The organism is Pandoraea eparura (assembly GCF_902459725.1).
In the GTDB taxonomy this organism is placed as follows: domain Bacteria; phylum Pseudomonadota; class Gammaproteobacteria; order Burkholderiales; family Burkholderiaceae; genus Pandoraea; species Pandoraea eparura.
Genome location: NZ_CABPSH010000008.1, coordinates 95,760 through 117,004 on the forward strand (window position 1 = coordinate 95,760; position 21,245 = coordinate 117,004).

Annotated in this window: 28 protein-coding genes; 26 read left to right on the plus strand and 2 right to left on the minus strand. The window is 64.5% G+C overall.

The genetic code is table 11. The features are described 5' to 3' along the window. Positions 1 to 32: 32 nt before the first annotated feature. The 24 genes from mlaD (at position 33) to tatC (ending at position 17,239) form a co-directional block, all read left to right on the plus strand. Complete coding sequence (mlaD, locus tag PEP31012_RS16205) at positions 33 to 587, plus strand: outer membrane lipid asymmetry maintenance protein MlaD (protein WP_150590343.1); 555 nt, start codon at positions 33 to 35, stop codon at positions 585 to 587. A 5-nt stretch (positions 588 to 592) separates the two neighbouring features. Continuing rightward, positions 593 to 1,456, plus strand: a complete 864-nt coding sequence (locus PEP31012_RS16210; protein ID WP_150590344.1) for an MlaA family lipoprotein — start codon at positions 593 to 595, stop codon at positions 1,454 to 1,456. Positions 1,457 to 1,646: 190 nt separating this feature from the next. Next, positions 1,647 to 2,267 (plus strand): MlaC/ttg2D family ABC transporter substrate-binding protein, encoded by a 621-nt coding sequence (locus PEP31012_RS16215; RefSeq protein WP_150590345.1) that lies wholly within the window; start codon positions 1,647 to 1,649, stop codon positions 2,265 to 2,267. A 4-nt stretch (positions 2,268 to 2,271) separates the two neighbouring features. Then, positions 2,272 to 2,529, plus strand: a complete 258-nt coding sequence (locus tag PEP31012_RS16220; protein WP_150590346.1) for an STAS domain-containing protein — start codon at positions 2,272 to 2,274, stop codon at positions 2,527 to 2,529. A 329-nt stretch (positions 2,530 to 2,858) separates the two neighbouring features. Continuing rightward, complete coding sequence (locus PEP31012_RS16225) at positions 2,859 to 3,785, plus strand: ABC transporter ATP-binding protein (RefSeq protein ID WP_150590347.1); 927 nt, start codon at positions 2,859 to 2,861, stop codon at positions 3,783 to 3,785. Further along, the gene (locus tag PEP31012_RS16230; RefSeq protein WP_150590348.1) at positions 3,782 to 4,549 is read left to right on the plus strand and encodes an ABC transporter permease; all 768 of its coding nucleotides are present in this window, start codon (positions 3,782 to 3,784) and stop codon (positions 4,547 to 4,549) included. Before PEP31012_RS16225 ends, PEP31012_RS16230 begins: the two co-directional genes overlap by 4 nt. Before the next feature lie 18 nt (positions 4,550 to 4,567). Continuing rightward, positions 4,568 to 4,807: a BolA family protein gene (locus tag PEP31012_RS16235; protein ID WP_150590349.1), complete on the plus strand. Its 240-nt coding sequence runs from the start codon at positions 4,568 to 4,570 to the stop codon at positions 4,805 to 4,807. 59 nt (positions 4,808 to 4,866) lie between these two features. Next, a complete protein-coding gene (gene murA, locus PEP31012_RS16240) occupies positions 4,867 to 6,144 on the plus strand; it encodes a UDP-N-acetylglucosamine 1-carboxyvinyltransferase (RefSeq protein ID WP_174978267.1) in 1,278 nt (425 codons plus the stop codon). Next, positions 6,141 to 6,821 carry an ATP phosphoribosyltransferase gene (gene hisG / locus PEP31012_RS16245; RefSeq protein WP_150590351.1) on the plus strand — a complete coding sequence of 227 codons (681 nt, stop codon included), beginning with the start codon at positions 6,141 to 6,143 and terminating at the stop codon, positions 6,819 to 6,821. The genes murA and hisG overlap by 4 nt, the downstream gene beginning before the upstream one ends. After that, positions 6,818 to 8,140 (plus strand): histidinol dehydrogenase, encoded by a 1,323-nt coding sequence (hisD, locus tag PEP31012_RS16250; protein WP_150590352.1) that lies wholly within the window; start codon positions 6,818 to 6,820, stop codon positions 8,138 to 8,140. The genes hisG and hisD overlap by 4 nt, the downstream gene beginning before the upstream one ends. A 1-nt stretch (position 8,141) precedes the next feature. Beyond that, a complete protein-coding gene (locus tag PEP31012_RS16255) occupies positions 8,142 to 8,714 on the plus strand; it encodes a hypothetical protein (protein ID WP_150590353.1) in 573 nt (190 codons plus the stop codon). Between the two features lie 79 nt (positions 8,715 to 8,793). Next, entirely contained in the window at positions 8,794 to 9,858 is a 1,065-nt protein-coding gene (hisC, locus tag PEP31012_RS16260) for a histidinol-phosphate transaminase (RefSeq protein ID WP_150590354.1), read from the plus strand. Between the two features lie 27 nt (positions 9,859 to 9,885). After that, positions 9,886 to 10,473, plus strand: coding sequence for an imidazoleglycerol-phosphate dehydratase HisB (gene hisB, locus PEP31012_RS16265; protein WP_150590355.1), 588 nt, complete (start codon positions 9,886 to 9,888; stop codon positions 10,471 to 10,473). Between the two features lie 104 nt (positions 10,474 to 10,577). Beyond that, positions 10,578 to 11,204, plus strand: coding sequence for a MarC family protein (locus PEP31012_RS16270; protein WP_017234572.1), 627 nt, complete (start codon positions 10,578 to 10,580; stop codon positions 11,202 to 11,204). Next, positions 11,201 to 11,839 carry an imidazole glycerol phosphate synthase subunit HisH gene (gene hisH / locus PEP31012_RS16275; RefSeq protein WP_150590356.1) on the plus strand — a complete coding sequence of 213 codons (639 nt, stop codon included), beginning with the start codon at positions 11,201 to 11,203 and terminating at the stop codon, positions 11,837 to 11,839. The genes PEP31012_RS16270 and hisH overlap by 4 nt, the downstream gene beginning before the upstream one ends. A gap of 204 nt (positions 11,840 to 12,043) precedes the next feature. Then, on the plus strand, positions 12,044 to 12,793 hold the full coding sequence (hisA, locus tag PEP31012_RS16280) for a 1-(5-phosphoribosyl)-5-[(5-phosphoribosylamino)methylideneamino]imidazole-4-carboxamide isomerase (RefSeq protein ID WP_150590357.1): 750 nt from the start codon (positions 12,044 to 12,046) through the stop codon (positions 12,791 to 12,793). A 38-nt stretch (positions 12,794 to 12,831) separates the two neighbouring features. Continuing rightward, entirely contained in the window at positions 12,832 to 13,605 is a 774-nt protein-coding gene (hisF, locus tag PEP31012_RS16285) for an imidazole glycerol phosphate synthase subunit HisF (RefSeq protein ID WP_150590358.1), read from the plus strand. Positions 13,606 to 13,622: 17 nt separating this feature from the next. Further along, entirely contained in the window at positions 13,623 to 14,021 is a 399-nt protein-coding gene (gene hisI, locus PEP31012_RS16290; RefSeq protein WP_150590359.1) for a phosphoribosyl-AMP cyclohydrolase, read from the plus strand. 5 nt (positions 14,022 to 14,026) lie between these two features. Continuing rightward, positions 14,027 to 14,383, plus strand: coding sequence for a phosphoribosyl-ATP diphosphatase (locus tag PEP31012_RS16295; protein WP_150590360.1), 357 nt, complete (start codon positions 14,027 to 14,029; stop codon positions 14,381 to 14,383). Positions 14,384 to 14,448: 65 nt separating this feature from the next. After that, positions 14,449 to 14,871, plus strand: a complete 423-nt coding sequence (locus PEP31012_RS16300; protein ID WP_246171336.1) for a DUF4870 family protein — start codon at positions 14,449 to 14,451, stop codon at positions 14,869 to 14,871. A gap of 54 nt (positions 14,872 to 14,925) precedes the next feature. Then, positions 14,926 to 15,300 carry a histidine triad nucleotide-binding protein gene (locus PEP31012_RS16305; RefSeq protein ID WP_150590361.1) on the plus strand — a complete coding sequence of 125 codons (375 nt, stop codon included), beginning with the start codon at positions 14,926 to 14,928 and terminating at the stop codon, positions 15,298 to 15,300. A gap of 281 nt (positions 15,301 to 15,581) precedes the next feature. Continuing rightward, entirely contained in the window at positions 15,582 to 15,827 is a 246-nt protein-coding gene (gene tatA / locus PEP31012_RS16310) for a Sec-independent protein translocase subunit TatA (protein ID WP_150590362.1), read from the plus strand. Between the two features lie 12 nt (positions 15,828 to 15,839). Further along, entirely contained in the window at positions 15,840 to 16,382 is a 543-nt protein-coding gene (gene tatB, locus PEP31012_RS16315; RefSeq protein WP_150590363.1) for a Sec-independent protein translocase protein TatB, read from the plus strand. 65 nt (positions 16,383 to 16,447) lie between these two features. Beyond that, positions 16,448 to 17,239 (plus strand): twin-arginine translocase subunit TatC, encoded by a 792-nt coding sequence (tatC, locus tag PEP31012_RS16320; RefSeq protein WP_150590364.1) that lies wholly within the window; start codon positions 16,448 to 16,450, stop codon positions 17,237 to 17,239. 311 nt (positions 17,240 to 17,550) lie between these two features. Here the strand turns inward: tatC and PEP31012_RS16325 are convergent, their stop codons facing one another. Continuing rightward, positions 17,551 to 18,789: a Do family serine endopeptidase gene (locus PEP31012_RS16325; protein ID WP_150590365.1), complete on the minus strand. Its 1,239-nt coding sequence runs from the start codon at positions 18,787 to 18,789 to the stop codon at positions 17,551 to 17,553. A gap of 20 nt (positions 18,790 to 18,809) precedes the next feature. Here PEP31012_RS16325 and PEP31012_RS16330 point away from each other — a divergent pair, with 20 nt between their 5' ends. After that, complete coding sequence (locus PEP31012_RS16330; protein WP_150590366.1) at positions 18,810 to 19,559, plus strand: Nif3-like dinuclear metal center hexameric protein; 750 nt, start codon at positions 18,810 to 18,812, stop codon at positions 19,557 to 19,559. A gap of 79 nt (positions 19,560 to 19,638) precedes the next feature. Here PEP31012_RS16330 and mscL read toward each other — a convergent pair whose 3' ends face one another. Then, the gene (mscL, locus tag PEP31012_RS16335; RefSeq protein WP_150590367.1) at positions 19,639 to 20,076 is read right to left on the minus strand and encodes a large conductance mechanosensitive channel protein MscL; all 438 of its coding nucleotides are present in this window, start codon (positions 20,074 to 20,076) and stop codon (positions 19,639 to 19,641) included. 414 nt (positions 20,077 to 20,490) lie between these two features. Between mscL and petA the strand changes: the two genes are divergently transcribed. Next, complete coding sequence (gene petA / locus PEP31012_RS16340) at positions 20,491 to 21,105, plus strand: ubiquinol-cytochrome c reductase iron-sulfur subunit (RefSeq protein ID WP_150590368.1); 615 nt, start codon at positions 20,491 to 20,493, stop codon at positions 21,103 to 21,105. The last annotated feature ends 140 nt before the right edge of the window (positions 21,106 to 21,245 follow it).

Genomic DNA, 21,245 nt, shown 5'->3' on the forward strand with positions numbered 1-21,245 from the left:
ACATCGACAGACAGTTTGCGCACACTGACACAATGAAAAAACACCCCCTCGACTTCTGGGTTGGCCTGTTCGTGGTTCTCGGCTTCGCAGCGCTGCTGTTCCTCGCGCTCAAGGTGGGCAACATGAGCTCGCTGTCGTTCTCGAGCTCGTACCCGGTGACGGTGCGCTTCGACAACATCGGCGGCCTCAAGCCGCGCGCGCCGGTCAAGAGCGCGGGCGTCGTGGTGGGGCGCGTGGCGTCGATCCAGTTCGACGACAAGCGCTACGTGGCCAACGTGACGCTCAACATCGATTCGCAGTATCACTTCCCGAAGGACTCGTCGGCGAAGATACTGACGTCGGGCTTGCTCGGTGAGCAATACATCGGGCTGGAAGCCGGCGGTGACGATCAGATGCTCAAGGCGGGTGATACGATCACGCTCACGCAATCGGCGATCGTGCTGGAAAACCTGATCGGCCAGTTCCTGTACAACAAGGCGGCAGATGCCGGGGGCGCCCAAGCGGGCGGGGCATCGGCTGCCGCGGCGCCGGCAGCACCGTCTGCCGTGCCGGCGCCAGGGGCGGCAACGGTAACCCAAGGAAAATAAAAGAGATGACCCGCATCCGTACTTCGGCAGTGCTGGCCGCCGGCGCGATGGCGCTGGCCGGTTGCTCGACTGTCACGAACCCGAGTCCCGCAGACCCCATCGAAGGGTTCAACCGTTCGATGTACACGTTCAATGACACGCTCGACAAGACGGTCATGACGCCGGTGGCCAAGGGCTACCGCTTCGCGGTGCCGCAACCGGCGCGCGACATGGTCACGAACTTCTTCTCGAACGTGGGCGATGTGTACAACTTCGCCAACAACCTGCTTCAGCTCGAAGTCACGGCCGCCGTGCAGGACTTGATGCGCCTGACGATCAACACCTTCCTGGGGGTAGGCGGTCTGGTCGACTTCGCCACGCCCGCCGGGTTGCCCAAGCACAGCCAGGATTTCGGCGTGACGCTCGGCAAGTGGGGCGTGCCCGATGGCCCGTACCTCGTGCTGCCGGTGCTCGGCCCGAGCACGGTGCGCGACAGCGTCGGCCTGGCCGGCAACATGTTCATCGACCCGACGTCGTATATCAATCCGAATTGGGTGAGCTATTCGATCTACGGCGTTCGCATTGTGAATACGCGGGCGAACCTGCTCGACGCCTCCAACCTGCTCGAAGCGGCTGCCCTCGATCCGTACTCGTTCACGCGCGATGCTTATCTGGCGCGCCGCAAGTACCTGATCAACGGCGGGGCCGCGGGCAACGCCGCGCTGCCGAATTACGAAGAGGACGACGGCTCGGCGAATGGTGCGAATGGCGCGAATGTGCAGCCGAAGCCGGCCGCACCGGCGTCGGGCGTTCAAGCCGAACCGGACGCGCCGCAGGGCTCGCCCGTGCCGGGCAAGATTGTGCCGGGCGGCCTGCCGTTCCGTCGTTGATCGGCGCGAATCGCCGACCGCACCGTCTCGATTCCGATCGATGACACTGAGCGCCCCGCAAGGCGGGGCGCTGTCGGCAGCCCTGTCGGGCAACAGTTTGTTACACGACACTGCCGGCATTCCGAGAACTCCAGACGCAACGCGGGTATCCAATCCCGCAACACCTGTCACTCGAAAGAGGAAGTCCACAATGAAGAAGTTCTGGCTCATTCCCGTCATGGCTTTGATGACGTACACCGCCGCTGGCGCCGCCGTGGCGCAGGCGCAGGCCCCCGACGTGCTGGTCAAGCAGACCGTCAGCGAAGTGATGGCCGCGGCCAAGACCGATCCGAACATCCAGAAAGGCGATCTGAACAGCATCACCAAGCTGGTTGAGCAGAAGATCCTGCCGCACGCCGACTTCGCGAAGACGACGCAACTGGCGACCGGCGCCGCATGGCGCAACGCCACGCCGCAGCAGCGCCAGCAACTGACCGAGCAATTCAAGACGCTGCTGTTGCGCACGTACGCGGGCGCCATCGCCCAGATTCGTGATCAGCAGGTCAACTACAAGCCGTTCCGTGGTCAGCCGGGCGACACCGACGCCGTGGTCTACACCGACGTGATCAACAACGGTCAGCCGATCGAACTCGACTACCGTCTGTACAAGACCGCCAGCGGCGAATGGAAGCTGTATGACCTGAACGTGCTGGGTGCCTGGCTCATCCAGACGTATCGCAACCAGTTCGCCGAGCAGGTCAACAAGTCGGGCGTCGATGGCCTGATTCAGTTTCTGACGCAGCGCAACCAGCAACTGGCAGGCGGCAAGTAAGCGCATGCTCGCGTTGCAGACCGACCTCACGCACGACACCGCCGGCGACGTCCTTGCGCAGGCCATCGATCGCATCGACGCGGGCGAGACCCAGATCGATTGCGCCGGGCTGAAGCAATTCGACTCGTCGGCGCTCGCCGTGTTGCTGGCCCTGCGCCGCCACGCGGTTCGGCGGGGTTCGACGCTGGCGTTCACTAACCTGCCGACGGGGCTGGCCAGCCTTGCGCTGGTGTACGGCGTCGACCATCTGCTCTCGAGCTGATTCGACTGGCCGGACTGTGCCCCGCAGGAAAGCGCCGTCTCGCAACGGCGCTTTTTTTATGTGCCATGCCGTGACGGCGGCCGAACGCCATGCGCCACCGGCATGACGCGCGTCACCGGCGCCGCCGGGCCGCGTGGCCGGGGTGAACACGGCCGCCACCAGCTTCCTTTATAATCACAGGCTTTCTGCCGACTTTTGGGCAGTTACCCTCATCCGGGCACCCGCGCCGCCGCGATGGCTGCTGCCGCGATCCCAGCGGTCGGCGCCCACGAGCCGCCGTGGCCGGAGAATCTATATGGCGTACCTGCCAAGGCGGGTGCGTGCAGTCCATGGCCGCCATCGAAATCCGTCACGTCAAAAAACGCTATCAGGCGCTGCAGGCGCTCAAAGGCGTCAGTTTTTCGATCGAAGAAGGAGAATTCTTCGGTCTGCTCGGTCCGAACGGCGCCGGCAAGACCACGCTGATCAGTATTCTCGCGGGTCTCGCGCGCGCGGATGCCGGCGACATCAGCGTGCTCGGCCACGACGTAGTGCGCGACTACCGCAATGCCCGCCGCAAGCTCGGCGTGGTGCCGCAGGAACTCGTCTTCGATCCGTTCTTCTCCGTGCGTGAAACGCTGCGTATCCAGTCCGGCTACTTCGGTCTGACGCGCAACGACGACTGGATCGACGAAGTGATGGCGAACCTCGACCTGACCGACAAGGCCGACGCGAACATGCGCCAGCTCTCGGGCGGCATGAAGCGGCGCGTGCTTGTCGCGCAGGCGCTCGTGCATCGCCCGCCGGTCATCGTGCTCGACGAGCCGACCGCCGGGGTCGACGTCGAACTGCGCCAGACGCTCTGGAAATTCATCTCGCGCCTGAACCGCGAAGGCCACACCATTGTGCTGACCACCCATTACCTCGAAGAAGCGGAAGCGCTGTGCGACCGCATCGCCATGCTCAAGCGCGGCGAAGTCGTGGCGCTTGAGCGCACGGCATCGCTGCTGCAACGTTTCGCGGGCACGCGTCTCGTGCTGCGCTTCAAGCAGGGCACGTTGCCCGACGCACTGCGTCCGTTGCTGGTCGACGCGCAGGACACGAGCGGGCCGCAGTTCGCGCTGCGTCTGGCGGGCTGCGACGAAGTGGAATCGATTCTCGCCACCTGCCGGGCGGCAGGCTGCATCGTCGAGGACATCGACATTCAGAAGGCCGACCTCGAAGACGTGTTCGTGCAGATCATGTCCGGTTCGCGTGCGCAGGAGGTGGCAGCATGATCGGCGCATGGGTCGGATTCCGCACGCTGTTCTACAAGGAGGTGCTGCGCTTCTGGAAGGTCAGCTTCCAGACCGTGGCCGCGCCGGTGCTCACCGCGCTGCTGTATCTGATGATCTTCGGCCATGTGCTCGAAGATCGCGTGAAGGTCTATGACCAGATCACGTACACGTCGTTTCTCGTGCCGGGTCTGGTCATGATGAGCGTGTTGCAGAACGCGTTCGCGAACAGCTCGTCGTCACTGATCCAGTCCAAGATCACCGGCAACCTGGTGTTCGTGCTGCTTCCCCCGCTGTCGCACTGGGAGATGTTCGGCGCCTACGTGCTCGCCGCCGTCGTGCGCGGGCTGTGCGTGGGCGCAGGGGTCTTCGCGGTGACGGTGACGTTCACGCATCTGACGTTTGCGGCGCCGCTGTGGATCGTCGGCTTCGCGTTCCTCGGGGCGGCGATTCTCGGCACGCTGGGTCTGATCGCGGGCATCTGGGCGGAGAAGTTCGACCAGCTCGCGGCGTTCCAGAACTTCCTGATCATGCCGGCGACGTTCCTCGCGGGCGTGTTTTACTCGATTCACTCGCTGCCGCCGCTGTGGCAGGCTGTCTCGCACTTCAACCCGTTCTTCTACATGATCGACGGGTTCCGCTATGGCTTCTTCGGCGTGTCCGACGTTGCCCCGCAGACCAGCCTTGCCGTTGTGGGTGCGACTTTTCTGATACTCGCAACCGTGGCGCTGAATTTGCTGCGCCGTGGCTATAAATTGCGTCACTGAACTTCTCTAGGATCGGCCATGCTGCCCACCCCCGAACAAATCAAACAGTACATCGAAGCCGGTCTGGCTTGCGAGCACGTGGCCGTCGAAGGCGATGGCCAGCACTTCTATGCAACCATCGTGAGCGAGCAATTCGCCGGCAAGCGCCTCATCGCGCGCCACCAGCTCGTGTACGCCGCGCTGGGCGATCGCATGAAGGCGGAAATTCACGCGCTGTCCATGAAGACCCTCACGCCGGCGGAGTATCAGGCGCAATGAGGATTACGCAAGAAAGCGCCGGCGTCGCCGGCAACGGCGAGACCGCCGCCGGCGAGCGCATGGGCGCCGACCATCTGGTGATCGAGGGCGGCGAGCGGCTGGCGGGCGAGATTACCGTGTCGGGTGCCAAGAACGCGGCCCTGCCGATTCTGTGTGCGTGCCTGCTCACGTCCGAGCCGCTGGTGCTCGGCAATGTTCCCGATCTGCACGACGTGCGCACCATGCTGACGCTGCTCGCGCGCATGGGCGTGAAGGTCGAGCGTCACGGCGAATCGGTGACGCTCGACGCGTCGCAGATCACCGAACCGGCGGCCCCGTACGACCTCGTGAAGACCATGCGGGCGTCGATTCTTGTGCTCGGCCCGCTGCTGGCCCGTTGCGGCGAGGCGCGCGTGTCGCTGCCCGGCGGCTGCGCGATCGGGGCGCGGCCGGTCGATCAGCACATCAAGGGCCTGCAGGCGATGGGCGCCGAGATCACGCTGACGCACGGCGACATCGTCGCCAAGGCAACGCGTCTGCGCGGCGAGACGCTCGTGACCGACATGATCACCGTCACGGGCACCGAAAACCTGCTCATGGCGGCCACGCTGGCCGACGGCGTCACCGTGCTCGCCAACGCCGCACGCGAACCCGAAGTGACGGACCTGGCCGAACTGCTCGTGAAGATGGGCGCGAAGATCGACGGCATCGGCACGGATCGTCTGGTGGTGATCGGCGTGCCGCGCCTGAGCGGCGCAACGCACGATGTCGTGCCCGACCGGATCGAAGCCGGCACGTTCCTGTGCGCGGCCGTGGCCACGCGCGGCGATATCACGCTGCATCGCGTGGTGCCGGGCACGCTCGATGCCGTGATCGAGAAGCTGCGCGAAACCGGCGCGAACGTGACGGCAGGTGCGGATTGGCTGCGCGTGTCGATGGATCGGCGCGCGCGGGCGGTCAGTTTCCGGACGTCGGAGTATCCGGCGTTCCCGACCGACATGCAGGCCCAGTTCATGGCGCTCAATTGCGTGGCCGACGGGGCGTCCCAGGTCGTCGAAACGATCTTCGAGAACCGCTTCATGCACGTGCAGGAGTTGACGCGTCTGGGCGCGAATATCGGCATCGACGGCAACACGGCGCGCATTTCCGGCGTGGATCGCCTGTCGGGTGCGCATGTGATGGCGACCGACCTGCGTGCTTCCGCCAGTTTGATCGTCGCGGGTCTGACGGCCGAGGGCCGCACGCTCGTCGACCGTATTCATCACCTCGATCGCGGCTATCATCGCATCGAGGCCAAGTTGTGCGCCGTGGGCGCGCGAATCCGGCGCGTTCAAGCGCGCCAGGGAGACATTGCATGAGTTCCGCCAAGCCCGCCCAGCCGCTCGCTCAACCGCTGACGCTGGCGCTCTCGAAAGGGCGTATCTTTACGGAGACGCTGCCATTGCTGGCGGCCGCCGGCATCGAAGTCACGGAAGACCCGGAGACCTCGCGCAAGCTGATTCTGCCGACGACGGATCCGAACCTGCAGGTCATCATCGTGCGCGCGACCGACGTGCCGACCTATGTGCAATATGGTGCCGCCGACTTCGGTGTGGCCGGCAAGGATGTGCTCATCGAGCACGGCGGCGGCGGTCTGTATCAGCCGATCGATTTGAACATTGCGCGTTGCCGCATGTCTGTAGCGGTACCGAAGGGCTTCGATTACGCGAATGCCGTCCGTCAGGGAGCGCGCTTGCGCGTGGCAACCAAGTACGTGCAGACGGCGCGCGAGCACTTCGCGGCCAAGGGCGTGCACGTCGACCTGATCAAGCTGTACGGCTCGATGGAGCTGGGTCCGCTCGTGGGCCTGGCCGACGCGATCGTCGATCTGGTGAGTACCGGCGGCACGCTGCGGGCCAACAATCTGGTGGAAGTGGAGGAGATCATGGAGATCTCGTCGCGCCTCGTGATCAATCAGGCTGCACTCAAGTTGAAGCGTGAGTCGTTGCAGCCTATTCTGGATGCCTTCGAGCAGGCCTCCCGGCAAACAGCATGAAACTCGATATTCGCAAACTCGATTCCTCCGCTGAAGGCTTCGCGACGCAACTTCGCGATGTGCTGGCGTTCGAGGCGAGCGAAGACGCCGCCATCGATCGTGCGGCGGCTGACATTCTCGCCGACGTGAAGTCGCGAGGCGACGCGGCCGTCATCGAATACACCAACAAGTTCGACCGTCTGAGCGCGCCTGACATGGCGGCGCTGGAGCTGAGCGCCGACGCGCTGGCGGCAGCGCTGGAGAGCCTCGAGCCGAAGCGTCGCGCGGCGCTCGAAGCCGCGGCGGCCCGCGTGCGCGCCTATCACGAGAAGCAGCGCATCGAGTGCGGCAGCCATAGCTGGCAATACACCGAGCCGGACGGCACGGTGCTGGGCCAGAAGGTCACGCCGCTCGACCGCGTGGGCATCTACGTGCCGGGCGGCAAGGCCGCGTATCCGTCGTCGGTGTTGATGAACGCCATTCCCGCGCGGGTGGCGGGCGTGAAAGAGATCGTCATGGTGGTGCCCACGCCGGATGGCGTGCAGAACCCGCTGGTGCTCGCCGCCGCCCAAATCGCCGGGGTGGATCGCGTGTTCACCATCGGCGGCGCGCAGGCGGTGGCGGCGCTGGCCTACGGCACCGCGACGGTGCCGGCCGTCGACAAGATCGTCGGCCCGGGCAACGCTTTCGTGGCCGCCGCCAAGCGCCGCGTGTTCGGCACCGTCGGCATCGACATGATCGCCGGGCCGTCCGAAATTCTCGTTATTTGCGACGGCACGACCGATCCCGACTGGGTCGCCATGGACCTGTTCTCGCAGGCCGAACACGACGAACTCGCGCAGTCGATCCTGCTGTGTCCGGACGCCGCGTACCTCGCGCGCGTGCATGCTTCGCTCGAGCGCCAGATCGACGAGATGCCGCGTCGCGACGTGATCGCTGCCTCGCTGCGCGGTCGCGGTGCGCTGATCAAGGTGCGCGACATGGCCGAAGCGTGCGAGATCGCCAACGTGATCGCGCCGGAGCACCTCGAGATCTCGGCCGAGACTCCGCAGCAGTGGGGCGACAGGATTCGCCACGCCGGGGCGATTTTCCTCGGCAAGTTCACGAGCGAGAGCCTGGGCGATTACTGCGCCGGTCCCAACCACGTGCTGCCGACCTCGCGCACGGCACGCTTCTCGTCGCCGCTGGGCGTGTACGACTTCATCAAGCGTTCGAGCCTGATCGAAGTGAGCGAAGGCGGTGCCCGCATGCTCGGCGAGATCGCCGCGGAACTGGCTTACGGCGAAGGCCTGCAAGCGCATGCGCGCAGCGCCGAATACCGTCTGCATCGCGAGTCCTGACATGCGCGACGACGCCCTGCGGCCCGCGTATTGTCCAACGACGTCGGCCGCCGCTCGGCGTCGCCTGGGCGCCCTCGCGGGTTCCGCATCGCCGTTTGCATCGCCGTTTTCGTCGCTGCCCGTGCGCCTCGTGCGGGCGGTGCGGCGAGCGAGTGCCGCGCTCGCCCTTGGGATGGCGGCCAGTGCGTCGGCCTACGCCGCCGGACAATATTGCCAGCACGCCACGTTCGAAGGTACGTCCGTCGAGCGCATGACCGTATGCGTGAGCCGTCAGGCGTTCGACAATGACATCTACGTGTTGCGGCTTGGCGGGAAAACAGCGCTGCGTGGCACGGACGAAGAAGTTGCCCATGGCCTGTTCGGACGCGTTGGCAACCGCCTGGTGGCCATGCGGTGCGAGCCCGAAGCCGCGCCCGCGCGCGTGAGTCCGGCGGTGGCGCAGGCGCTGTCCTGGCAGACCGGCGTGCGGTTGCAACGCATTACCGATGCCCTCGGCAGTGTGGAGACCGGCCGCCGGTGCATCGTCAAGATCGATGGTGCGGATGCCGGGCGGCTGACATTCGCCTTCAACTGAGCCTTTTTGAACGATCCCGAACGACTTCGCGCAATTCCGCCTGATTCCGCCTGATTCCGCCCGATTCTCCTCTACTGCCATGTCCGTCGACCAAGTGATCCGCTCCGATGTGCTCGCCATGAGCCCCTACGCCGTGCCTGACGCCAGCGGTTTCCTCAAGCTCGACGCCATGGAGAATCCATACGGCCTGCCGCCGGCATTGCGCAGCGCGCTGGGGCTGCGCCTGGCCGACGTGGCGCTCAATCGTTACCCGGCGCCGCGTCCGCAGGCGCTGCTCGAGACGCTCGCCCGCACGATGGGCGTGCCGGCCGGCGCCAAGCTGTTGCTGGGCAACGGCTCGGACGAGATCATCAGCATGATCGCGATGGCCACGGCCCGCCCCGGAGCCGCCGTGATCGCCCCGATGCCGGGCTTTGTCATGTACGAGATGTCGGCGCGCTTCGCGGGCATCGAGTTCGTCGGCGTGCCGCTGCGCGCCGACTTCTCGCTCGATATGCCGGCGATGTTGAACGCCATTGCGGCGCATCCGGGCGCGGTGGTCTATCTGGCCTACCCGAACAACCCGACGGGCAATCTGTTCGCCGACGACGACATCGAGACGCTCGTGCGCGCCGCCAGCCGCGGCCTCGTGGTGATCGACGAGGCGTACCAGCCGTTTGCCGGCAAGACGTGGATGCCGCGCCTGGCGGAGTTCCCCCATCTGCTCGTCATGCGCACCGTCTCGAAGCTCGGGCTCGCGGGCATCCGGCTGGGCTACGTGGCGGGCAGCGCGCAATGGCTCGACCAGATCGACAAGGTGCGTCCGCCCTACAACATCAACGTGCTCACGCAGGCCTGCGCCGAATTCATGCTCGATCACCTCGACGTGCTCGACGCGCAGGCGGCGCAATTGCGTGCCGAACGGGCGCGGCTGGCCGCTGCCGTGGCGGCGCTGCCTGGGGTCAGCGTGTTCCCGAGCGATGCGAATTTCCTGCTCGTGCGGGTGCCGGATGCCGACAAAACCCACGCGGGGCTGCTCGCACGCAAGGTGTTGATCAAAAACGTGGGTAAAATGCACGTATTGCTGGCCAATTGCCTGAGATTGACGGTCGGCACCCCCACGGAGAATGCGGCAATGGTGGAAGCCCTGGCCGCATCACTCTAACAAGCCATACGACGAGAACTCACCATCATGCGCATTGCGGAAGTCGTTCGCGATACCAGCGAAACGCAAATACGCGTCAAGATCGACCTGGACGGCACCGGCCGCAAGACACTCGATACCGGCGTGCCGTTCCTGGACCACATGCTCGACCAGATCGCGCGCCACGGCCTGATCGACATGGATGTCGAAGCCCGCGGCGACACCTTCATCGACGATCACCACACGGTGGAAGACGTCGGCATCACGCTGGGCATGGCGGTGGCCAAGGCCATCGGCGACAAGAAGGGCATCGTGCGCTACGGCCACAGCTATGTGCCGCTCGACGAAGCGCTGTCGCGCGTCGTGATCGATTTCTCCGGTCGTCCCGGTCTCGAATTCCATGTGCCGTTCACGCGGGCGCGCGTCGGCAATTTCGACGTCGACCTGACCATCGAATTTTTCCGTGGCTTCGTCAATCACGCGGGCGTCACGCTGCACATCGACAATCTGCGCGGCATCAACGCCCACCACCAGTGCGAAACGGTGTTCAAGGCGTTCGGTCGCGCGCTGCGCATGGCGGTCGAGATCGATCCGCGCGCCGCGGGCGTCGTGCCGTCCACGAAGGGAAGCCTGTAACGCGAGACGGGTCGGCACGGCCGGCCCGATAGCCCGCCGGCCCGCAAGGCCGGCGCCCCAGCGACGCATCACCGACCGGCCGGCCGCCGGCGCCGTGTGCCCCTATGACGCTCGACGCCTTCAAGTTCTTCATTTCGTTGCTGGCCCTGATCAATCCGCTCGGGGCGATCCCGCTATTCATCAGCCTCACGTCGTCGCAGACGCGCGAGGAGAAGCGCCGTACGATCAATGTCGCGGCGATTGCGGTCGCGCTGGTCGTCGCCGGCTCGGGACTGTTCGGTGAGGCCATCATCCGCTTCTTCGGTATTTCGATCGCGTCGCTTGAAGTCGGCGGCGGCGTCATCATGTTGCTCATGGCGGTCAACATGATCAACGCGCAGACCGGGAACACGCGCTCGACCGCGGAAGAGCGCGACGAAGCGGAAGAGCGGCCGAACATCGCCGTGGTGCCGCTCGCGATCCCGCTGCTTACCGGTCCGGGCACGATCAGTACGGTGATCATCTACTCGGGGCGTGCGCACGGCTGGGCACAGATCCTGATGCTTCTGGCGATCGGCGTGGGCCTGGGCGCGGTGTGCTGGGTAGCGCTGAGCAGCGCCGGACGTCTTGAAGGCTGGCTCGGGCGCACGGGCATTAACATCGGCACGCGCCTGATGGGGTTGATCCTCTCGGCGCTGGCCGTGGAATTCATTATCGATGGTTTGAAAATACTGCTGCCGGGTTTGAGATGAATAAGATTGCGATTGTCGACTACGGAATGGGCAACCTGCGCTCGGTCTATCAGGCGCTGCGTGCGGCCGCGCCGGAGGCTGATGTGAGCATCAGCAGCGACGCCGCCGAGATTCGCGCCGCCGACCGCGTGGTGCTGCCGGGGCAGGGTGCGATGCGCGACTGCATGGGCTGCCTGAACGAGTCGGGCCTGCGCGACGCGGTTGTCGAGGCTGCCGCGTCCAAGCCGATGTTCGGCGTGTGCGTGGGCGAGCAGATGCTGTTCGACATGTCGGACGAGGGCAACACGCCCGCGCTCGGCCTGCTGCCGGGGCGCGTGGTGCGCTTCGAACTCGAGGGCCAGGTGCAGGACGACGGCTCGCGCTTCAAGGTGCCGCAGATGGGCTGGAATCGCGTGCGTCAGACGCAGCCACACCCGATCTGGGCCGGTGTGCCCGACGAGAGTTACTTTTACTTCGTGCACAGCTACTACGTGGTGCCCGCGAAGCCCGAGCTGACCGTTGGCGAGACGGTCTATGGGGTGCCCTTTACCTGTGCGGTGGCCCAAGATAATATCTTCGCGACCCAGTTCCACCCGGAAAAGAGCGCCCAGGCCGGCCTTGCCCTGTATCGCAATTTTGCGCAGTGGAAGCCCTGATTGTGACCCGTTCGTGACCCGTTTGGCGCGCTCGCGCCCGGATGTCTCTCTGAGCATGCACCGCGTCCCGGCTTATACTGTGTGTCATGTTGATGAATCCGATCCCGACGTGCCGATGCCCGGCAAGGCTGGGCTCGGTTTTATGTTGCCCGCGTAGTTTGCGAATTCCCTTTACCTCCCTCTAGCGACGTTTCACGATTGCCTATGCTGCTCATCCCGGCCATCGACCTTAAAGACGGTCAGTGTGTACGCCTCAAACAAGGCGACATGGATCAAGCCACCGTATTCTCGGAGGAACCCGCAGCCATGGCTCGACATTGGGTCGAGCAAGGCGCGCGCCGCCTCCATCTGGTGGACTTGAACGGCGCATTCGCCGGCAAGCCGCGCAACGAAGCCGCCATCCGCGCCATCATTCAGGAAGTCGGGGCCGATATCCCCGTGCAGTTGGGCGGCGGTATTCGCGACCTGGCCACCATCGAGCGCTATCTCGATGACGGTCTGTCGTACGTCATCATCGGGACGGCGGCGGTGAAGAATCCCGGATTCCTCCGGGATGCGTGCAGCGCCTTCGGCGGGCACATCATCGTCGGCCTGGATGCCAAGGACGGCAAGGTCGCCACCGACGGCTGGAGCAAGCTCACCGGCCACGAAGTCGTGGACCTGGCGCGCAAGTTCGAGGACTACGGTGTGGAGTCGATCATCTACACCGACATCGGTCGCGACGGCATGCTCCAGGGCATCAATATCGAGGCCACGGTGCGTCTCGCACAGGCGGTGACGGTGCCGGTGATTGCCAGCGGCGGGCTGTCGAACCTGAACGATATCGATGCGCTGTGCCAGGTCGAACACGAGGGCGTCGAAGGCGTCATCTGTGGTCGCGCGATCTACTCGGGCGACCTGAATTTCGCGGCGGCGCAAACCCGTGCCGACGAGCTTTCCGAAGGAGCGGCGTAAGCGAGGCCACGGCTGCGGCCGCCTCGCCTGCCAACATCATGGCTCTCGCTAAACGCATCATCCCGTGTCTGGACGTGACGGCCGGCCGCGTGGTCAAGGGTGTCAATTTCGTCGAACTTCGCGACGCGGGCGACCCCGTCGAGATCGCCCGCCGCTATGACGAGCAGGGCGCCGACGAACTGACGTTCCTCGACATCACGGCGACCTCCGACGGACGCGATCTCATCTTGCCGATCATCGAAGCGGTGGCCGCGCAGGTCTTCATTCCGCTGACCGTGGGCGGTGGCGTGCGCGAGGTGGCCGACGTGCGCCGCCTGCTCAACGCCGGCGCCGACAAGGTCAGCATGAACTCGTCGGCGGTGGCCAATCCGCAACTGGTGGCCGACGCGGCTGCCAAGTATGGCTCGCAGTGCATCGTTGTGGCGATCGACGCCAAGCGTGTGTCCGCCGACGGCGAGGCGCCGCGCTGGGAAGTCTTCACGCACGGCGGACGCAAGGCCACCGGACTCGACGCCGTGGGCTGGGCCAAGCAGATCGAGGCCCTCGGCGCGGGCGAAATCCTGCTCACCAGCATGGATCGCGACGGCACGAAGAGCGGCTTCGACCTGGCGCTCACGCGCGCGGTGTCGGACGCCGTGAGCATTCCCGTGATCGCCTCGGGCGGCGTGGGTTCGCTGGCCGATCTGGCCAACGGCGTGACCGAAGGCCATGCGGATGCCGTGCTTGCCGCGAGTATCTTCCACTACGGCGAGCACACGGTCGGTGAAGCGAAGCGCTTCATGGCCGACAAGGGCATTTCGGTGCGGCTCTGAACGGAATTCGACGGATCATGACGCAAGATTGGCTGGACAAGGTGGCTTGGGACGCGCAGGGCCTCGTGCCCGTGATTGCGCAGGAAGTCGGCAGCAACGATGTGCTGATGTTCGCCTGGATGAACCGTGAGGCGCTCGCGCGCACGGTCGAGACCGGCGAGGCCGTCTATTATTCGCGCTCGCGCAAGCGGCTGTGGCACAAGGGCGAGGAATCGGGCCACGTGCAGAAGGTGCACGAGATTCGTCTCGATTGCGACGAAGACGTGGTGCTGATCAAGGTCGAGCAGATCGACGGCATTGCCTGCCACACCGGTCGCCATTCCTGTTTCTTCCAGAAGTTCGAGGGCAGCGTCGAGGATGGCCAGTGGGCCACCGTCGAGCCGGTGCTCAAGGACCCGCACAAGATCTACAAGTGAGCGCCATGAACGATACGCTGGAGCGTGTGGCCGAGGTGATCGCCTCGCGCAAGGGGGCGGATCCCGACAAGTCGTACGTCGCCCGTCTGTTCCACAAGGGCGATGACGCCATCTGCAAGAAGATCGGCGAAGAGGCCACCGAAGTGGTGCTCGCGGCAAAGGACATTCGCATTGGCGGGGCCGAGAACCTGCGCCAGAAGCTCGTCAACGAGACGGCCGACCTGTGGTTTCACTGCATGGTGCTGCTCGCGCATCACGACCTGAGCCCGAACGAAGTGCTCGCTGAACTGGCGCGCCGCGAAGGGTTGTCGGGGCTCGTCGAAAAGGCGCAGCGCAGCACCCGCGGCGAACACGCGGACTGATTTCCTGCGGCCGTGACGGCCGCCATCGTCGATATGCCGCGCAGGCTCACGCGAGGAGACGCCTCATGAACGATTCGCAGCCCCCGGGCGCGACCGGATCGCCCGGCAGCCCGGGCAATCCTTATCTCGCCACGCCCCCGAATGCGCCGAGTGCCGAGCAGGAGCGCGCGCTGCGCAAGCTCACGCATGTGCTCTACGCGCTCTATGCGCTGTTCTGGCTCACGGGCGGCGTGACCGCCATCGTGGCGATCATCATCAACTACATCAAGCGCGACGACGCGGCCGGCACGCTCTACGCTTCGCATTTCACGTGGCAGATCCGCACGTTCTGGTGGTCGGTGGTCTGGGGTGTGCTCGGCGTGGCGCTCGCCGTGGTCATGGTCGGCTTCGCGATCCTTTGGGTGCTGGGCATCTGGGCACTGTACCGGATCGTCAAGGGCTGGCTCTACCTGAACGACAACAAGCCCATGTACGCCGCGCGCGCCTGAACGACGCCGGGCGGCGCTTCGAACCCTGAGAGTATTCGAGAGGAAGACACACGCATGACGCAAGACAACTGTATCTTCTGCAAGATCATCGCCGGACAGATCCCGAGCGCGCAGGTCCACGCCGATGACGATGTGGTGGTGTTCAAGGACATCAACCCGGCCGCCGATCTGCACCTGCTCATGGTGCCGCGCAAGCACATCGCCACGCTGCAGGACTGCGAGCCGGGCGATCAGGCGCTGCTGGGCAAGATGATGCTGCTCGCGCCGAAGCTGGCCGCCGAGCAGGGTTATCGTTTTGACGGCGACGCGTCGAATATCGAAGGCAACGGATTTCGTGTCGTGATGAACACCGGGCCGGGCGGCGGCCAGGAGGTTTATCATCTTCACATGCACATTCTGGCCGGGCCGCGGCCGTGGAAGCGGATGTGAATACCGCTGGCGGCATGACGCGACGCTTTGCCGCGCAGGGCTGCCGGATCGTGCAAGTGTCCCGCATCGGCGACAGTTTCACGAAACATTTATTTCTACCCGACGTCAGGCCCGGTTACGATGCAGGACGTGACGCGCGATGTGCCACAATGGGGCACATTGCCGCGGACACGGCGGCAAACATGGAGCGCTTGTCCGAGGGGGCGTGAAGCCAGGGCAATCGTGCACGACAAGACCTCGTCGCGATGCGGCAGGGGTGGGGAAACGCAAGGAGAGTGGTCATGGGTTCGTTGAGTATTTGGCACTGGCTGATCGTGCTGGTGATCGTGATGATGGTTTTCGGCACCAAGAAGCTGCGTAACATCGGCAGCGACCTGGGAGGCGCCGTGAAGGGCTTCAAGGACGGCATGAAGGAGGGCGAAGGTGCCCCGGCCGCCAAGGAAGACCCGGCGGCGGCCAAGGAACTGCGCGATTCGACCACCATCGACGTGCAGGCCAAGGACACGAGCAATCATAAGCAAGGCTAAGCCGGCGTCGACATGATCGATCTCGGTCTTTCCAAACTGATGTTGATCGGCGTTGTTGCGCTGGTCGTGATCGGCCCCGAGCGCTTGCCCAAAGTGGCGCGTACGGCGGGCGCGCTCTTTGGCCGCGCACAGCGCTATATCAACGATGTGAAGGCCGAGGTGAGCCGCGAGATGGAACTCGACGAGTTGCGCAACATGCGCACCCAGTTCGAGGACGCGGCCCGCAGCGCCCAGAACACCATTCAGAAGCAACTGCACGAGCAGGAGGCGTCGCTCAACGACGCCTGGGCCAGTGCCACGGGGACGTCGACCGGCGATGTCGCCGGCGGCGGCACGGACGCGGCGACCGGGTATTCGGACAGCTATCTGGCCGAACCGGTGATCACGTCCGGCATCCGCGGGTCGACCAAGCGCCGCAACTGGCGCGTGCGTCGGGCTGCCACGCCGATCTGGTTCAAGCAGGCCAGCATCACGCGAACGCGGGTGCAGTCGGGGGCGGCGCGCGTGGCGCGCCACACGCCGGCCAAGCTGCGCCGGCCCGTCAAGTTCTTCTGAGGCGCTTGCGCACCGAACTTCCCGCCATCTGGCACTGTGCCGGCTTCATTCCTGGATAAGTCGACGTGAGCGACGACAAGCAAATCCCCGAAGGGGGCTCCGAAGAGACCTTCATCTCGCATCTGATCGAGCTGCGCAACCGCATCATTCGCGCGGGTGCGTCGGTGATCGTCGTGTTCCTCTCCCTGGTCTACTGGGCGCCGGATATCTTCCGCCTGCTCTCTCGCCCATTGATGCAATCGCTGCCTGCGGGCGGCAAGATGATCGTCACGGACATTACCGGCTCGTTCTTCGTGCCGATGAAGGTCACGATGATGGTGGCGTTCGTGATCGCGCTGCCCATCGTGCTCTATCAGGCCTGGGCGTTCGTGGCGCCGGGGTTGTATCAGCATGAGAAGAAGCTGGTCGTGCCGCTCGTCGTGAGCAGCTACACGCTCTTCCTGCTCGGCATGTCGTTCGCCTACTTCCTGGTGTTCCCGACCGTGTTCCACTTCATGGCGCATTACAACGCGCCGTTGGGTGCGGAGATGAACACCGATATCGACAATTACCTCAGTTTTGTCTTGACGATGTTCCTATGCTTCGGGGTGACCTTCGAAGTGCCGGTGGTCGTCGTGGTGCTCGCGCGCATGGGTGTGGTGAGCATCGACAAGCTCAAGCAGATTCGGCCGTACGTGGTGGTGGGCGCCTTTGTGCTCGCCGCCGTCGTGACGCCGCCGGACATGCTCTCGCAACTGATGCTGGCGATCCCGCTCTGCATTCTTTATGAACTGGGCCTGATCGCGGCTCGGGTGTTCGTCAAACAGGGGCAGCAGGCCGACGAAGGAAGCGAGGGCAATGGGGAGGCGACGCCATAACGCAGCATCACCCAGCATCACTCGGTGTGACCCAGCTTTCCCCGGCGTGATCCGGGGTGATCCGGGGTGATCCGGCATCCCCCGACGTGACCTGGCGTGATCCGGCATCCCCGGCATGACCCGGTGCGAAGCCACCGGCTCGCGACATCAAGGCAAGCGAAAAGGCACCGGTCCATGACCCGTGCCTTTTTTCGTGGGCGATCGCCGGGAGGGGCGGGAGAGGGAGGGCTGGGGGATGCGCGCGGTCGCCCAGAGACGACAACGGCCGCGCCGAAGCGCAGCCGTCGTGTCGTGCCGGGCGTGTGACGCCGTCAGTCGGCGCTGTTCCCGTCCGGACTGCCGTCGCCGCCATCGGTCCCGTCGCCGCCGTCCTGCGCCGGTCGCTTGGGCGGCGGCGGACGCTTGCCGATGGTCACAGTGAGATCCATCGCTTTCTTCTTGCGCGTGACGTTCAGCTTGACCTGCGTGCCCGGCTTGATCTGGGCGATCACGTTGAGCAGTTCGGTGGTGTCGCGAATCGACTCGTCGTTCACCTTTGTCAGGATGTCGCCCGGCTGGACGCCGGCCTTGTCGGCGGGCCCACCCTGCACCACGCCGGCGATGATGACGCCCGAATCCTGCTGCAGGCCAAACGACTCGGCGATATCCGACGTGATGTCCTGCGGCTCGACCCCGACCCAGCCACGCGTGACCGAGCCGGTGGTGATGATGCTCTCGAGCACCGAGCGGGCCGTCGACACGGGAATGGCGAAGCCGATGCCCATGTTGCCGCCGCTGCGCGAGTAGATTGCCGTATTGATGCCCAGCAGATTGCCGTTCGCGTCGACCAGTGCGCCGCCCGAGTTGCCGGGGTTGATGGCGGCATCCGTCTGAATGAAGTTCTCGAACGTGCTGATATCGAGGTGATTGCGGCCCAGCGCACTGATGATGCCCATCGTGACCGTCTGGCCGACGCCGAACGGATTGCCGATGGCGAGCACCACGTCACCCACGCGCACCTGCTCCATGCGGCCCAGCGTGATCGCGGGCAGGTTGTCGAGCGTGATCTTGAGCACCGCGAGGTCGGTCTCGGGGTCGCTGCCGACCAGCTTGGCGCGGGCCTTGCGGCCATCGGCGAGGGCGACTTCGATCTCGTCGGCGCCGTCCACCACGTGATGATTCGTGAGAATATAGCCTTCGCTGCTCACAATCACGCCCGAGCCGAGGCTCGACACCGGGTCTTGCCGCACCGTGCCGCCGCCGTCGCCGAAGAAGTAACGGAACAGCGGATCATCGAGGCGCGGATCGCGATTCTGCTTTTGTTCCTTGCTGGAAAAAATGCTGACGACCGCGGGCATGGCCTTTTGCGCGCCGTCGGCGTACGAGCCGGTGGCCGGTTTCTCGGACAGGCTCGGCGCGACTTCCTGCAGGGCGATGATGGGGTTGGCCAGTTGCTTGCCGAACGAACCCTGGCGTTGCAGCCACTGAGGCTTGAGGGTGGCGACGATGAAGAGCAACGCAAGCAGCACGGTGACCGCTTGCGCGAACAGTAGCCAGAAGCGTCTGAGCATGAAAGAGCGAGACCTTATCTATGAATCGTGTTGAACTCGAATTGTATCTGAACGATACCCTGCAAATCGCGCAATTTCGCGATTACTGCCCGAACGGCCTGCAGGTCGAAGGGCGCAGCGGGATCCAGAAAATCGCCAGCGGCGTAACTGCCAGCCTGGCCTTTCTCGAAGCCGCCCGCGACTGGGGCGCCGATGCCGTCCTCGTCCACCATGGTTACTTCTGGAAGAGCGAAGATGCCCGAATTACCGGGATGAAGCGGCGCCGTTTGGGGGTGTTGATCGGTCATGACATCAACTTGTTCGCCTACCACCTGCCCCTCGATGCTCACCCCGAACTGGGCAACAACGCCCAACTCGGCAAGCTGCTGGGTTTTGCCGACGATGGCGGCCGTTTCGGGCCGGATCAGCTCGGATGGCTTGGCGCACCGGCCGCGCCGACGACTTTGGCGGCGCTCGCCGCACACGTCGAAGCGACGCTGGGGCGTACGCCCCTGCTGCTGGGCGACCCGAACCGCGAGGTGCGCCGTGTGGCGTGGTGCACTGGTGGGGCACAGGGGTTCTTTGAGGCGGCCATCGCGGCGGGCGCCGATGTGTACATCAGCGGCGAAGTCTCCGAGCCGACCCAGCATCTCGCGCTTGAGAGCGGCGTGGGCTACCTGGCGGCGGGTCACCACGCGACCGAGCGAGGTGGCGCGAAAGCCGTGGGCGACCATCTTGCCGCCCGGTTCGGGCTCGAGCATCGATTCTTCGATATGCCGAACCCGGTCTGACTCGGGGCGGCAGTCGGACCGCTGCTGCGCCATTGTCGCGGCGGCGTGTGGGCGGGCGCCCAGGGCCGCCCTCCCCGCTCTACTTCTTGAGGCTGTCGCGGATTTCGCGCAGCAGAACGATGTCTTCCGGCGTGGGCGCCGGCGCTGCCGGGGCGTCCGGTGCCGGACGCTTGAGCCGGTTGATCTGCTTGACCATCAGGAAGATGATGACGGCCAGAATCAGGAAGTTCAGGGCGACGGTGATGAAGTTGCCGTATCCGAACACGGCCACACCGGCTTTGGTCAGGTCGGCGTACGACGTCGGATTGCCCTTGAAGTCGGGCGGGATATTGCCGAGCAGAATGAACTTGCTCGAGAAATCTAGGCCACCGAAGATTGCGCCGACGATCGGCATGATCAGGTCCTTGACGACCGAATCGACGATCTTGCCGAAGGCCCCGCCGATAATCACACCGACAGCCAGATCGATCACGTTGCCCTTGACGGCAAATTCCTTGAATTCCGACATGAAGCTCATGCCATTCCTCCCTGTTGTTTCGAGTGGCCGGGGGAGCATCGCTACACCGGCACGCTTGAATGGGCATTGATTGACCGGAAATACCATGCGGGCCGCACGGCTGCGGCGAGGGTCGCGTCGATCAATGTCACGCGAATGCCACAGGCCGCGCACGATGTCACCGGGACGAGACAGGGAAAATGATGACTAAATGTCGTGCATGCGTCAACGAAAGCGGCGATCATGACGGTTCTCGTGCAGCATCCCAGAAGCGAAACCCCGGGTGAGCGCTAGCCGCCCGCAGGGTACGTTAATCCTTTGAAAATACGCGAAAACCACTAGGAGGCTGGGGCGTTTTGCCGTTGTTTCAGGCATTCGCGCTCGCGTATGATTTAAGGTTGACGGAAATACCAATTCAACCGTGTGGGGCTTGTGATGAGTGACAATCAAGAAAAGGCCGTCGACAGTAGCCGTCGGAATCTGTTGATTGCAACGTCCGTAGCGGGAGGCGTGGGCGGCGTTGCAACTCTGGTTCCCTTTGTCAGTTCGCTCGAACCCTCGGAGCGCGCCAAGGCAGGCGGGGCGCCCGTCGAGGCCGACATCAGCAATCTCAAGCCAGGCGACAAGATGACCGTCTCCTGGCGCGGATTGCCCGTATGGATCGTGCGCCGCACACCGGACGAGATGGCTTCGCTGTCCAAAGTGACGGCGGAACTGGCCGATCCGGACTCCAAGGAAACGTTCTCCTACCCGATGCCCGACTATTGCAAGAACGCGTTCCGCGCGCGGGTCGAGCACAAGGACCTGTTGGTGGTCGTCGGCATCTGCACTCACCTCGGTTGCATTCCTTCGGGTCCCTACCAGGCGAACACCAACGCTGCCTTGGGCCCCGACCCGGGCTTTCTGTGCCCGTGCCATGGGTCGACCTACGATATGTCGGGCCGCGTGTTCAAGAACAAGCCGGCGCCAAAGAATCTCGACGTTCCTCGTTTCATGTTCGTGAACGACACCAAGCTCGTGATCGGTAAAGACGAAAAAGGAGAAGCGTAATCATGGCCGCCGACAAACAGGTCGACACGACGGGCTTGCTGGGCTGGATCGATCGTCGCTTCCCGCTCAGCCAGCTCTGGAGGGAGCACGCGTCCGAGTACTACGCGCCCAAGAATTTCAATTTCTGGTATTTCTTCGGA

What these genes read in the sequence shown, in the direction of transcription:
- PEP31012_RS16330 (WP_150590366.1), top strand. Translation starts at nt 18,810, where the DNA reads ATGAATCGTGTTGAACTCGAATTGTATCTGAACGATACCCTGCAAATC.
- hisC (WP_150590354.1), top strand. Translation starts at nt 8,794, where the DNA reads ATGTCCGTCGACCAAGTGATCCGCTCCGATGTGCTCGCCATGAGCCCC.
- PEP31012_RS16255 (WP_150590353.1), top strand. Translation starts at nt 8,142, where the DNA reads ATGCGCGACGACGCCCTGCGGCCCGCGTATTGTCCAACGACGTCGGCC.
- hisD (WP_150590352.1), top strand. Translation starts at nt 6,818, where the DNA reads ATGAAACTCGATATTCGCAAACTCGATTCCTCCGCTGAAGGCTTCGCG.
- mscL (WP_150590367.1), bottom strand. Translation starts at nt 20,076, where the DNA reads ATGAGCTTCATGTCGGAATTCAAGGAATTTGCCGTCAAGGGCAACGTG.
- hisG (WP_150590351.1), top strand. Translation starts at nt 6,141, where the DNA reads ATGAGTTCCGCCAAGCCCGCCCAGCCGCTCGCTCAACCGCTGACGCTG.
- hisB (WP_150590355.1), top strand. Translation starts at nt 9,886, where the DNA reads ATGCGCATTGCGGAAGTCGTTCGCGATACCAGCGAAACGCAAATACGC.
- PEP31012_RS16210 (WP_150590344.1), top strand. Translation starts at nt 593, where the DNA reads ATGACCCGCATCCGTACTTCGGCAGTGCTGGCCGCCGGCGCGATGGCG.
- hisF (WP_150590358.1), top strand. Translation starts at nt 12,832, where the DNA reads ATGGCTCTCGCTAAACGCATCATCCCGTGTCTGGACGTGACGGCCGGC.
- PEP31012_RS16230 (WP_150590348.1), top strand. Translation starts at nt 3,782, where the DNA reads ATGATCGGCGCATGGGTCGGATTCCGCACGCTGTTCTACAAGGAGGTG.
- PEP31012_RS16300 (WP_246171336.1), top strand. Translation starts at nt 14,449, where the DNA reads ATGAACGATTCGCAGCCCCCGGGCGCGACCGGATCGCCCGGCAGCCCG.
- murA (WP_174978267.1), top strand. Translation starts at nt 4,867, where the DNA reads ATGGGCGCCGACCATCTGGTGATCGAGGGCGGCGAGCGGCTGGCGGGC.
- mlaD (WP_150590343.1), top strand. Translation starts at nt 33, where the DNA reads ATGAAAAAACACCCCCTCGACTTCTGGGTTGGCCTGTTCGTGGTTCTC.
- PEP31012_RS16235 (WP_150590349.1), top strand. Translation starts at nt 4,568, where the DNA reads ATGCTGCCCACCCCCGAACAAATCAAACAGTACATCGAAGCCGGTCTG.
- petA (WP_150590368.1), top strand. Translation starts at nt 20,491, where the DNA reads ATGAGTGACAATCAAGAAAAGGCCGTCGACAGTAGCCGTCGGAATCTG.
- hisH (WP_150590356.1), top strand. Translation starts at nt 11,201, where the DNA reads ATGAATAAGATTGCGATTGTCGACTACGGAATGGGCAACCTGCGCTCG.
- PEP31012_RS16215 (WP_150590345.1), top strand. Translation starts at nt 1,647, where the DNA reads ATGAAGAAGTTCTGGCTCATTCCCGTCATGGCTTTGATGACGTACACC.
- PEP31012_RS16225 (WP_150590347.1), top strand. Translation starts at nt 2,859, where the DNA reads ATGGCCGCCATCGAAATCCGTCACGTCAAAAAACGCTATCAGGCGCTG.
- hisA (WP_150590357.1), top strand. Translation starts at nt 12,044, where the DNA reads ATGCTGCTCATCCCGGCCATCGACCTTAAAGACGGTCAGTGTGTACGC.
- hisI (WP_150590359.1), top strand. Translation starts at nt 13,623, where the DNA reads ATGACGCAAGATTGGCTGGACAAGGTGGCTTGGGACGCGCAGGGCCTC.
- PEP31012_RS16295 (WP_150590360.1), top strand. Translation starts at nt 14,027, where the DNA reads ATGAACGATACGCTGGAGCGTGTGGCCGAGGTGATCGCCTCGCGCAAG.
- PEP31012_RS16325 (WP_150590365.1), bottom strand. Translation starts at nt 18,789, where the DNA reads ATGCTCAGACGCTTCTGGCTACTGTTCGCGCAAGCGGTCACCGTGCTG.
- tatB (WP_150590363.1), top strand. Translation starts at nt 15,840, where the DNA reads ATGATCGATCTCGGTCTTTCCAAACTGATGTTGATCGGCGTTGTTGCG.
- PEP31012_RS16270 (WP_017234572.1), top strand. Translation starts at nt 10,578, where the DNA reads ATGACGCTCGACGCCTTCAAGTTCTTCATTTCGTTGCTGGCCCTGATC.
- PEP31012_RS16220 (WP_150590346.1), top strand. Translation starts at nt 2,272, where the DNA reads ATGCTCGCGTTGCAGACCGACCTCACGCACGACACCGCCGGCGACGTC.
- PEP31012_RS16305 (WP_150590361.1), top strand. Translation starts at nt 14,926, where the DNA reads ATGACGCAAGACAACTGTATCTTCTGCAAGATCATCGCCGGACAGATC.
- tatA (WP_150590362.1), top strand. Translation starts at nt 15,582, where the DNA reads ATGGGTTCGTTGAGTATTTGGCACTGGCTGATCGTGCTGGTGATCGTG.